The organism is Bacillus sp. GW823-FHT06B01 (genome assembly GCF_058952315.1).
Genome location: NZ_JBXAHR010000003.1, coordinates 301613 through 313960, shown reverse-complemented (window position 1 = coordinate 313960; position 12348 = coordinate 301613). Strand labels below are relative to the sequence as shown.

The 12348-nt window shown below is 36.8% G+C and carries 10 protein-coding genes and 1 pseudogene; 2 read left to right on the top strand and 9 right to left on the bottom strand.

Going from position 1 to position 12348, the window contains the following annotated elements; genetic code table 11:
• Window positions 1-121 precede the first annotated feature (121 nt).
• Window positions 122-1474, top strand: coding sequence for a DUF4026 domain-containing protein (locus tag AC1Q8N_RS14795; protein ID WP_262720819.1), 1353 nt, complete (start codon window positions 122-124; stop codon window positions 1472-1474).
• 43 nt (window positions 1475-1517) lie between these two features.
• Here the strand turns inward: AC1Q8N_RS14795 and hemY are convergent, their stop codons facing one another.
• From hemY to AC1Q8N_RS14775, 4 genes are all read right to left on the bottom strand, one after another.
• The gene (gene hemY, locus AC1Q8N_RS14790; RefSeq protein WP_098068667.1) at window positions 1518-2939 is read right to left on the bottom strand and encodes a protoporphyrinogen oxidase; all 1422 of its coding nucleotides are present in this window, start codon (window positions 2937-2939) and stop codon (window positions 1518-1520) included.
• 19 nt (window positions 2940-2958) lie between these two features.
• On the bottom strand, window positions 2959-3894 hold the full coding sequence (gene hemH, locus AC1Q8N_RS14785) for a ferrochelatase (RefSeq protein WP_493521254.1): 936 nt from the start codon (window positions 3892-3894) through the stop codon (window positions 2959-2961).
• Between the two features lie 14 nt (window positions 3895-3908).
• A complete protein-coding gene (gene hemE, locus AC1Q8N_RS14780; RefSeq protein WP_048545327.1) occupies window positions 3909-4955 on the bottom strand; it encodes a uroporphyrinogen decarboxylase in 1047 nt (348 codons plus the stop codon).
• Between the two features lie 189 nt (window positions 4956-5144).
• A complete protein-coding gene (locus AC1Q8N_RS14775) occupies window positions 5145-7262 on the bottom strand; it encodes a transglycosylase domain-containing protein (protein WP_098049020.1) in 2118 nt (705 codons plus the stop codon).
• 127 nt (window positions 7263-7389) lie between these two features.
• On the opposite strand from AC1Q8N_RS14775, the gene hmoB reads away from it, so the two are divergent.
• Window positions 7390-7893 carry a heme-degrading monooxygenase HmoB gene (hmoB, locus tag AC1Q8N_RS14770; protein WP_098049018.1) on the top strand — a complete coding sequence of 168 codons (504 nt, stop codon included), beginning with the start codon at window positions 7390-7392 and terminating at the stop codon, window positions 7891-7893.
• 169 nt (window positions 7894-8062) lie between these two features.
• On the opposite strand, the gene AC1Q8N_RS14765 is transcribed toward hmoB, so the two are convergent.
• From AC1Q8N_RS14765 to AC1Q8N_RS14745, 5 genes and pseudogenes are all read right to left on the bottom strand, one after another.
• Window positions 8063-9478 (bottom strand): PH domain-containing protein, encoded by a 1416-nt coding sequence (locus AC1Q8N_RS14765; protein WP_098068663.1) that lies wholly within the window; start codon window positions 9476-9478, stop codon window positions 8063-8065.
• A complete protein-coding gene (locus tag AC1Q8N_RS14760) occupies window positions 9471-9947 on the bottom strand; it encodes a PH domain-containing protein (protein ID WP_001182711.1) in 477 nt (158 codons plus the stop codon). Before AC1Q8N_RS14760 ends, AC1Q8N_RS14765 begins: the two co-directional genes overlap by 8 nt.
• A 74-nt stretch (window positions 9948-10021) precedes the next feature.
• Window positions 10022-10318: a protoporphyrinogen oxidase gene (locus AC1Q8N_RS14755; protein ID WP_098068694.1), complete on the bottom strand. Its 297-nt coding sequence runs from the start codon at window positions 10316-10318 to the stop codon at window positions 10022-10024.
• Between the two features lie 157 nt (window positions 10319-10475).
• Complete coding sequence (locus AC1Q8N_RS14750; protein ID WP_493521253.1) at window positions 10476-11633, bottom strand: RNA-guided endonuclease InsQ/TnpB family protein; 1158 nt, start codon at window positions 11631-11633, stop codon at window positions 10476-10478.
• Window positions 11630-12206, bottom strand: a pseudogene (locus AC1Q8N_RS14745) (IS607 family transposase). The gene AC1Q8N_RS14750 and the pseudogene AC1Q8N_RS14745 overlap by 4 nt, the downstream one beginning before the upstream one ends.
• Window positions 12207-12348 lie beyond the last annotated feature (142 nt).

Below are 12348 nucleotides of genomic sequence, written 5' to 3'. Positions count from 1 at the left end.
AATACAAAATAATAATTTTACACCTTCTACGAATGCGCTCTATAATGTTAGAGAGAGAAAACAGAAAATATCGAAATTTCATTGGCATGTAAAATGGATTCATTTGAATAGGAGTGATTGGATGGAAGTGCAAACAGAAACATACCGCGCAGCTATGAATGGAACATTAGAACGTCATTTTTCAGATATGATTGCCGTTATACCAACTAGAATTACGATTGAACAGTTAAAACAGCGGCTAGAGACTATCTCTACTAAAGTGGATGAATTAAAAATTATTTACAGTGATGAGACAAGCCTTATTGTTGAGTTACATATGGATGAAACAATCATACCGTATGAACTGCATATTGATGAAACGAGCGATCCAGAAGAATATAAAATGTACAATAGACAAGATTCTACAATCGTAGATCGTAATTTTGAAGATGCTGCTTATGGCACTGAAATTTTCGCTCGTACGCTATTTGTAGGCGATGTGCTGGACTGCTTTTTCCAGCAGTTACAGTTTTTATGGAACCTCGCTCCAGATTTGTTATTTGTAATCGATTCAAGTGCAGCAATGAAAGTAATATCTAGAAGCTATATTGAATATCACGTTGAAAATGAATTATTACCTGACATTCCTGACTTGTATGTTATTCATTCTGTTTATGAAGACGATAAAGAAGGTGAGCCTACGCAATATTGGTTTCATACACATGGCCTTTTAAGAGCAGGCGTAACAGAAATAGAATTAATTATTCCAAATCGCATTTCATCCTACTACGGCATTGGTGATCTCTTTCAAACATTTGCTAATAATGCCGTTGAGAATGGACAAGTCCCTATGAATGAGCCTATCGTGATCGCGCATAGTCAGCAAGGTTCTATACATACAGTAGCTGTTCCATGGGAGAAAGGATTATCTTATATTGGGCATAAAACGAGTATGGATCAATTATCTTCAATCGAGGATGAAGAAGTAAAGCTACAGCCAATTGATGCACAAGACACATTCTTAGGCGGCATGGATGACCGAGATGAATACCATCAATCTCCATCCGTTCTCTTATTCCAATTTAATACTTCAGAAGAATGTATCGAAAGCTTTTTCAAAGAACATGAGGAAGCTACAGGGCTTATGTTCTATAAAACAAATAGTGAAACCGATCGTATGGCTTATAATGCAAAGAATACTTTCGGGTATTTCAGCAATATTTTTCACATTGAACAATCAAATGAAGATTTTCGTTTCCTCGCTAAGTTTGGTGTCTCCTACGAAGAGGGAAAAAGTGAACATATGTGGTTTGAAATGCAAAACATTACGGAAGACTTCATTCAAGGAATACTCATTAACGAACCATATTTTATAGAAGATATGAGTGAAGGAAATAGTTATCATTTAGATTTTGATAACTTAACAGAATGGGTTATTTATGCAGGAGATGCCGTTATAAAGCCAAATAACTTATATATGTTTATTGGTGAATAAGTAACAAAACGCCTTCAATGTGATTGAAGGCGTTTCTTATATTTTATTGTGCGAGTAATTCCGTCTCCATTACTTTTTCCAAATGAGATAGTACACGCTTTGCGGCTTTCTCACCTTGATCAATACAGTCCGGAAGACCAGAACCAGCGTAAGAACTACCTGCCAAGTATATACCTGGCAACTCTTTTTCCATAAATGTTGTGAGTTTCTTCATTCGCTCGTTATGGCCTACTGTATATTGGGGCATCGCTTCTTTCCAGCGACTTACGACTGTAAACTCAGGATCCTCTGTAATATCCATCGTCTTTCGTAAGTCTTCTAGTACAAGCTGAACGAGTTCCTCTTCTGTTTGTTCTACAACCGCTTCATCACCAGCACGACCGACGTAACAACGAAGAAGCGTTTTTCCTTCTGGTGTTGTATGTGGCCATTTTTTATGTGTCCACGTACATGCTGTAATTGTGTAGTCGCTATTTCGAGATACGACAAACCCTGTGCCGTCAATATCGCGCTGAATGGCTGATTGCGGGAAAGCCATTGCCACATTTGCAACTGATGTAGACGGAATATTGCGGAAGAAACGAAACTGCTTGTACTGTGCAAACATAGATGGCAATACTTTATGTGAGCTTGCCACTACGACCGCGTCCGCTTCTATTTCTTTTCCGTTACTAAGAGTAATCGTGTAAACATCACCAAGTTTTGCAACTTTTTCAATGCGAGTTCCCTTTATTATCGTACCTTCATGTATCTTCGCTTCGAGAGATTCTACTATAGATTCTAAACCTGTTTTCACTGTTTGGAAGATTCCCTTTTTCGGTTCAGATTTCTCTTTTTTCAGAGCAAGCGTACGCATACCGAGTGAAATACTGCGATGTTTCTGCTCAATTTGATACATTTGCGGGAATGTTGACATTAAGCTCATTTCATCGATATCCCCTGCATAAATACCCGATAGTAATGGTTCTATTAAATTTTCAACCACTTCGTTGCCGAGGCGATGTCTGAAAAAATGCCCGAGTGATTGGTCAGATACTGGCTTTGACCTGGGCATTAACAGATCAAAGCCAGCTCTTAGTTTACCAATTGGGGAGAACAGCCTGGAAAATAGAAACGGCGTAATTTGCGTTGGAATTCCCATCATCGATCCGCTCGGCATTTTATGTAACCGATTGTTTACGAGGATAAATGATTGACCGGCCTTATTATTTACAAGTTCATCACCAAGACCTAATTCTCGCGCCAGTCTAGAGGCACTTTCTTTTCGTGCTAAGAAAGAATCCGGTCCGCGTTCAATTGTAAATCCATCTTTTCGAACGGTTTGAATTTTCCCACCAAGTTTACCAGATGCTTCTATAAGTAATGTATCGATCGGCAAGTTCTTGTCATGAATATCTTTTTGTAAGTTATACATTGTTGTTAATCCTGTGATACCACCGCCGATGATTACAACTTTTTTCCTCAAGCATGCTCCCCCTTTCTTTTTACAATACAGATTCTTTTTTCTTTAATACAACATCTGTTAAAGAGTCAATAAATGCGTCCGATGCATTTGGCATTTCTGGACGATAATATTTTGCGCCAATTTCATCTGTTACAACTTTACACTCAAAGTCATTGTCATATAAAACTTCTAAATGTTCCGCAACAAATCCAACTGGTGCATATACGAATGAAGTATAACCGTGCTTTTCATTTAGTTCTCTCGTTAAATCTTGTACATCTGGACCAATCCAAGGATCTGGTGTGTTTCCTGCACTTTGCCAGCCTACTGCATAGTTTGCTACTTCCGCTCCGCGCGCGATATAATCCGCCGTTTCATTTAATTGATCTGGATATGGATCGCCAAGCGCGATAATTTTTTCTGGTAAGCTATGTGCAGATACGATTAATACTGCTTTTTCACGCTCTGCTTCTGACATACCGTTATATATACCTTTCACTGCATCAACCCAGTACTGGATGAATTTCGGTTCTTTATACCAGCTATCAATGCCGTGAATTGTTAAGTTTCCAAGTTTCTCAGCTTCTTCTTGTGCTCGTCCTACATACGATTTCACGCTAAATGTAGAATAGTGTGGCGCAAGAACAAGTGCGATCGCATCTTGTATACCGTCGTTATGCATATCTTTCACTGCATCTTCAATGAACGGTTCGATATGTTTTAAGCCAAGATACATATGGTACTCTACTTCATCTTGTACTTCATTTAAACGCTGTTCTAACTTTTTAGCTTGCTCTAATGTAATAGTAGCTAAAGGAGAAATACCACCAATTGCACGGTAACGCTCTGTTAGATCCTCTAGCATTTCAGGACTTGGCTTTCTTCCTCTACGAATATGTGTATAGTAACGTTCAATATCTTCTTCTTTATATGGCGTTCCGTATGCCATTACAAGCAAACCAATTTTCTTTTTCATACAGCAATGCTCCTTTACTTCGCTAACTGCCCTTTAGAGTATTCATGAATAAATGTAGTTAAACGTTTTAATGTATCTGGATTTACTTCTGGGAATACACCGTGTCCTAAGTTAAAGATATAACCAGGCTGTTTCATCCCTTGATCTAAAATACCTTTTACATGTTCTTCAATAACAGACCATGGTGCAAGTAAGAATGAAGGGTCCATATTACCTTGTACCGCCTTATGAACGCCGCGTGCACGTGCTTCTTCGATCGGTAAGCGCCAATCTAAACCTACTACATCAAGCGGTAAGTCGTGCCATTCATTTACTAAATGCGCAGCTCCTACGCCGTGCATAATCATCGGTACACCCATCGTACGAACTTCTGCAAAAATACGCTCCATTGCTGGTTTAATAAATATGCGGTAATCTGCTACATTTACTGTTCCAACCCAAGAATCGAAAATTTGAACCGCTTTTGCTCCTGCGTTAATTTGCGCTTTTAAATATGTAATAACCATATCTGCTAGCTTATCCATTAAAGCGAACCAAGCTTTCGGCTCTGCATACATGAACGCTTTCGTATTATGATAATTACGAGATGGACCGCCTTCAATCATATAGCTCGCTAATGTAAATGGAGCTCCTGAAAAACCGATTAACGGTACGTCTAACATTTCTGTCGTTAATAAACGAATCGTATCTAATATGTACGGTACGTCATCTTCTGGATTGATTTCCCCTAGTTTTTCTACGTCTTGTAAAGAACGAATTGGATTATCAATAACTGGGCCAATACCTGATTTAATTTCTACATCCACACCAATTGCAGGTAGTGGTGACATAATATCTTTATACAGAATTGCTGCGTCTACGTTATATTGATCAACTGGTAACTTTGTAACGTAAGCACATAACTCTGGATTGTGTGTAATTTCAAATAAAGAATACTTTTCTTTTATCTTTCTATATTCCGGCTGCGAACGACCTGCTTGACGCATATACCATGCTGGTACATAATCAGTACGTTCCCCCCTACATGCTTTTAAAAATGTCTCATTTATAGTTCTTACCAAGACCCTTGCTCCCTTCCTTGCCAATGCTTTTGCTCTAAATACGTTCTATTCCGATATTTATCTTTTTTTACTATACAGCTTGTAAAAACAAAATGCATAACATTATGTACGTTGTTCATGAAATTGACACAAACATTCGTAAAACCGCTTACTATTTTCACAACATTCTTATTATAGCACAGAGAAAAACTATGGTTTAGCTACTTTTGACTTTTCTCCTTCACGTTTCGTTTGTGTGTTATATGGTACAACGTAAAAACTCGGTTTTGAAAAGATGTTAACGAACTTTTCCTCATATTCTCCGGCACCATTTACAGTGCCTACATGCGTATGAACTCCGTTTTCCACTCTATAAATACGATACATAATTCTTTCATCTGGAAGTGGTGTCCAGCTTAATTTTGCTTTAAATAAACCGAAAGGGCTAAACGCTAATTTCATTTTCACATCTTCAATCTTGCGCAAACGAATCGGAGCACCGATTGTTTCCACACCTTCTGGTTTCATAAACTGCTCTTTCTGTTCTACATTTGCCTTCGTTAAAATTTTCTTAAACAATTTCGTTGCTGACGCACTTTCTCCTTGCAACTGATGCTCTTTATCCGTACGGTCATAACCAATCCAAACAGCACCTACTAAATTTGGTGTATAGCCGACGAACCACATATCTCTAGCTCCATTTTCGTCATTTGGCAAGGAAGTTGTACCTGTTTTCCCAGCTAACGCCCCGCTATATACACCGGCTTTCGCTGTCCCTTCCTTTACAACTCCTTCTAACATTTTCGTCATATACCACGCCGTTTGTTTCGAGAATATTTTCGTTTCTACTTTTGGCGATTCTCCAATAACTGCACCGTGTCTATTTAACACTTTATCAATAACGTGCGGCTCAATAATAGCACCATTTGCTAAAAACGCACGATACATTTTTACAAGATCAAATGGTGAAACACCATTTTTCAATCCGCCAAGCGCTGTACTTAACCCTGCGTCTGCAATATGAACATTTCCTTTCTCTAAATATTGCTTTCCTTCTTCTACCCCTAACTCATTTAATAAAGAAACTGCCGGCACATTTGCTGACTCTAAAATCGCATCGTACATCGTCATTTCTTTCGAATATGAATGGTTATAATTTCGAGGTTCATAGCCTTCAAATGAATTTCTTTCATTCGTCAATAAAGAATACGGATTATACTTTTTCGTTTCGAGTGCTGGTGCATAGACGATAAGTGGTTTTAGCACAGAACCTGGCTGTCTTTTTGCGAAAATACGATTAAAGCCTCTCGGGACGTACTTTCTTCCGCCAATCGCCGCTTTAATTCCGCCCGTACGATTATCCATTAATAAAAAAGCACCTTGCGTCCCCTCTTCTTTCCCAGGGAAATTCCTTGCATCTTGAAACTGGTTATACGCTACCTTTTGAATCTTTTCATCCATCGGTACGACAAACGTATATCCTCCGCGCAGTACTTCTTGATGAGACAATCCGTATAAACGAGCTGCTTCATCTATAACCATATCAATATACGGCATATATGCGAGTTCATTCTCATCTAAGTTTTTATAAAGAGCAATGGTCTTTCCTTGATAACGTACGCTATCTTCGGCAGTCAAATAGCCTTGTTTATGCATAAGTGACAATACGAGATCACGGCGCTCCTTACTCTTCTCTGGAGAGAAATAAGGTGAATATCCATTTGGTGACTTCGGAAGACCTGCAAGCATCGCTCCTTCTTCTACTGTTAAATCTTCTACATTTTTATTAAAATACAACTTTGCTGCTGCTTGAATACCGTAAGCCCCATGCCCAAAATAAATATGATTCATATACATTTCAAGAATTTGTTGCTTCGTATATTTTTGCTCTAATTGAAGGGAAATTGCGACTTCCTTCAATTTACGCGTAACTGTTTTTTCACGAGTTAAAAAAACGTTTTTAGCGAGTTGCTGCGTAATCGTACTACCGCCTTCGACCTTCTCTCCAGCTAATGTATCTTTATAAAGAGCACGGAATATAGACGGATAATCAATTCCTTGATGCTCATAAAAACGAGAATCTTCCACCGCAATAAACGCCTGCTGGACATGCTTTGGAATTTGCTCGACTGGTACGAGATCTCTATTTTCTACATATAATTTCGTAATCTCTTTCCCTTTCTGGTCAACGATACGTGATGAAGAGTGGAAAACGAGCTGCTTTTCATCCATCATATAGCCACCAGCTAACACAATAAGTTTATAAAGTACAATCGCTAATACTAGCGTTGCGAATCCACCTAATAAAGTCCACTTTACTTTCTTCATACATCGGCCTTCTTTCCAAATGATGGTACATTTATTATTTGAAAAAGAAGTATCTTTATGTATATAATCTTCGAAGTTTTTTAAGAGAGTTGATATAATAGAAACAAACCATTAAGGGGGCATTAAAATGAAGGCTATTATTTCATACGAAACACCTCTAGAACAAGCACATTTCACTGCAAAAAATAATGAAAAAAATATGTTTTATAAAGAAAATACAGAAGAATCAGTAGAATCAGCGCTTCAATATGACGTACTAGACGCTGTTGGAGAATTTAAAGGACAACCTGGCTATATCGTTTGTAACAACATTTCTGTAACAGACGAAGGTCGCCCAGTATTTGAAAACCGTTTTAAAAACCGCGCAGGCCTTATTGAAAACGAACGCGGTTTCCAAGCAATCCGCGTTCTACGCCCATTAAGTAACGATACATATGTCATCTTAACGATGTGGGAAACGGAGCAAAACTTTAAAGATTGGACAGAATCACGTTCATTCGAAAATGCTCATAAAAAACGCCCTGCACAAGCGGAAGGACAAGCTCAGGCTCAGGTGCATCCACATGCAGAGCAGCAGAAAAGTATTTTCTCTCGTCCGTCATTTGTGACTACTTTTGATGTGTTAGTTTAAGGATTTTTGTACTGTGGTTTCTCCAAGGCTGCGGTACATGAAATTATATTAGCGATTTTTCGAATATATCGGCGCAACTCGAAATATATCAGTGATTTTTCAGATATATCAGCGATTTTTGAAATATATCGACTTATCGACAAATCACGACATAAAAAAGGAAACACCGTTACGCACCGGTGTTTCCTTTTTCTTTATACCAATTATATATACGAAGCGAATCTTTTTTTCTCATATGCTTTACTTCATAACCGCGCCCGGCTACCGCTACAAGAGTTGTACATAATTCATCTTTTCTTTGAAAATACGATTGATCATAACCTACTGCTTGAACATGTCTTCTTCGCATTATTCCTGTATATTTCGAAAAATTACGATATACAACCGTTAGTTGATTTTCTCTTAATTCATAACCACCACTTTTATATCTAGCATACGCAAGTAACGAAAACACGATAAATAACGGTAAAATAACAAACAACGCAATATATTGTTTAAAATATATACTCACGCTGGCAATTAGAACTGTGAGTATGATACTTATTAACCAGCCCATAATGAAATAACGACGCAACGCTGTTTTTGGTAAGTGAACGATCTCCGCTTCGATTTCATAAGGTAACTCTAAATATGTGAGAAGGGGCTGTACATCTTTTTTCTTCATAAATGGATGCAACATTACTTCGTTACTTGCTGCTCCAATACTTTGAATTGCTTCCACTTCAACAGCACAATAGCCAAACGGCTGGCGAAGCATACCTTCTTTTACAGTAATTGCTTGAATGCGGTGCAATTTTAAGACAAACTCTTTCTTTTCAAATAATCCTTGAACGATACGAATCTCTTCCCCTTTTCGCTCAATTTTAAAGTTTGCATATTTCAACACATATCCAGCCGTGGAAATAATCCATGAAATTACCATTAAAATTAATGCAATTACAATTAGTTTATAAACACCGTTTCCCATCACATACGCTTCTACTTTACTTGTGAATCCTTCAGGAAGAACAAAATCAAACTTTGTGTAAAGAAGTACTAGTCCAGAGAACACTAGTCCGAACCGACCAGATGTAATCGCTGCGGCTAAAACCTCTTTCGCTGTTAACTGATAAACCGTCTTGCTTTCTTCCTCTTCTATTTCTTCTTTTACAGTAGTTTCTTTCTTATGTAATAAAGAGATTAAATGTTTTGCCTCGTCTTCTTTAATACCAGCCAACACCACTTCTGGTTCATTACCACCACCCGCTACTTCTATATTTAACTTCATAAGTCCGAGCATTTGATAAATGATGTTAGAAGACGTACTAACATTTTGTACACGCTCTTTATTTAAATAGCTTTCCTTCTTTACAAAAACACCGTGCTTTATATGTAAAATATTATTCTCAATCCAGTACACTTTAAAATACCATTTAATTGCAGAAAAAATAGCCATGATGAATAAAACAACCAAAAGGAAAAGATAAAATAAATACCAAGGTTCCACTTGTTCATCAGGTTTAAATAAAACAAGAATAATAAGTGGCAACAAACTCGCAACCCTAATACCTAACAATATCGTGATCGGATGTTGCCTCTTATACATCCTCATCACTCACTTTCGCAAGTTCTCCAATTTGTCTTTTCAGCTGCTCTGCTTCTTCCTTCGTTAAACCTGGAATACTATGAGAAGTTGCTGCTGTGGAAATATGTAATTCTGCTAAATTATACTTTCTCATAATCGGGCCTTGTTCAATCGTTACGTGCTGCACACGAATCATCGGAATAAGTACGCGTTTTACAACGAACATTCCCTTTTGTATCTCAATCTCTTCTTCATTTAATCTGTAACTATAATAACGTTGACGTAAATTTGGAAACACGAAATAATCAAGCGGGATAAATGTAATAGCGCCTGTTACCAATAAGCCAAACAACCAGCCCCACCAGTTAAAATTGATCATAAAAAAGAAATACGCAATTACGACTGCTAGTATAACTGCCGCCCCAATTAAAGCGTGGATTCGCCACACTTTCAGCATATTAGAATGAATCTCCCTTTCTAACGGCTGCATCTCATCACTCCAATTATATGAATGTATTAATTATATATTAGTTGGTATATACATATTTGTAAAATTATAGTTTTCTACATCGTATCAATCATTTCCTTAAAATTCCCTTCATTAATCGAATACACTTGAAACTGAATGTAATCTATTTCATTTGTATTCGGACAGGCATATGGCAAAATGTTAAATTTAGAAGCAGATCTTCCTAACATATCTACAATCATTAGAGAAGCGTCAATATATTCGAAATCCACACGGAATACTACCGCTTCCCCTGTAAATTCATAATCTTTAATCGCATCATAAGACTTATTCGCACTAATTAACATCACCTTGAATAGTTGGTTTAAATTTTCTGGTTTAAAATTAATCATATACGCAGCTGCTACTAAAAATATAGACAAATGTATATTCTTAGAGTATTCCTGCTTCTACGTGCCCTGCCTCGCTAATCACTTGCTACTACAGTTTGCTATGACACTCCACAGGCGTAAATTCCGATGTAGCCCACCGTACATATATACAATCTATTTACGTTAGTATTGTATATTTTTTTGCTTGTAAAAGGTTGATCGCTGCGTTCAAATCTCTATCCATTACATTGCCACATTCACATGTATATACTCGGTCAGATAGTTTTAAATCCGCTTTCTTTTGACTGCAACATGAGCATAGCTTTGACGATGGATAAAACCGGTCTACTTGACGTAATTCAATTCCATATTCCTCACATTTCGTCAAAAGCCACGTTTTAAAAGCAAAAAAAGACTGCTTGGCAATTGTTTTAGATAAATGTTTATTCTTCATCATACCTTTCACATTCAAATCTTCCACTGTAATAAACGTTGGCTTGGTTTTCACCACATTCGTTACAATAGACTTTACATACTCTATTCGAATATTCGCTAATCGAGCATGCAACTTTTGCACTCTAAGAACATTTTTATCTATATTCACTCTTTTATTAGTAACAGATTTTTCACCTCTCTTTTTTAGATTTTCAAATTTACGTGCTAAAGAGCGTTGTTCACGTTTTAACCGTTTTTCTATCTTTTTTACTTTTATTGTTTTGTTGATGTTTTCATGAACGATACCATCGCTACGTGTAGCAAAATCCTTCACTCCTAAATCAATCCCTAGACCTATTTTATTGAGTACTAACTTTGTTGCCATTTCTTCCAATTCGCAAAGTACAGATACAAAATATCTTCCTGCTCTTTGATATACTGTGCCACTCTTTACAGTTGCATTTTTAGGGATATACCCATATTCTTTTAACCTTGTCCAACCAATTGTGGGGATTTTTACTCTATGTCTTTCTACTGTCCAATCTGTTTTGTTGTTTTTCGGAAAGTAGCACTTCACATCTTGCTTCCTCTTTTTTTTATATCGTGGAAACTGAGATAAACCTTTAAAAAATCGCTTAAAAGCTTTATCTCCATTCATAATCGCTTGTTTTACCGCTTTGCTCGACACTTCTTTAATCCACTGATCACACTCTTTTGTATGAATGTTGTTTAGCCATTTGGAAAAGTCATAGCCACTAAGAAATTTCCCCTCCGACTCATATGCCTCTTTATTTTTAGAAATATACAGGTTATATACATATAGACACACCCCAATAGTTTGACGGATTTTACTAACTTGTTCAGTTGTCGGTTTGATTTCTATTAAATATGCTCTTTTCATAAGTCTCCATCCTCCGACATTTTCTTTTTGTATTTTCTCAACCCACATATTCTACAGCTAAATACATGAATGATAGATATTAAATCCTGAACAAGTTCTTCTTGAGGAGATAGTTTTTCATTGTTAACAATCATAATTTCCACTCCCATTTTACGAAGAAACTCTTCAAACCAATCATATCCAAAACGTACAAATCTATCTTTGTGTGCAATGATGATCGTCGAAATATTTCTTTCCATACAACTGTCAATCAGGTTTATTCCACTGTTTTCTTTTGTAGTTTAATCCGCTACCAATACCTTTGATAACTTTATCTACAATTATCCCTCGTGCATTTGCGAAACTCAACCTGATTTTCTAAATCATCTTTCTGACCTGGATTTGAATAACTACTTCGCCTACTTTATTTTCTTCTTGAATACTCATATATTCCTTATACTGTTCTTCTGTATAGTATCTTCTTCCTTTTTGGTTTCGCTAAGCAGGTAAAACACCTTGATTGTCCCACCTTTGCAATGTCTTAACAGAGACATTAAGCATTTCTGAAAATCCTTTTGGTTTATATTGTTTCATAATTACTTTTCACTATATATGCCTACTTTTGTCTATGTTTTTGTTTACTATTTCTTTCTCCTTTTTTTCAATAAAACACTATGAAAACAGTGTAATCTTATACTTTCATAGCTTTACACATCAATTATATAAAAAATAAAGC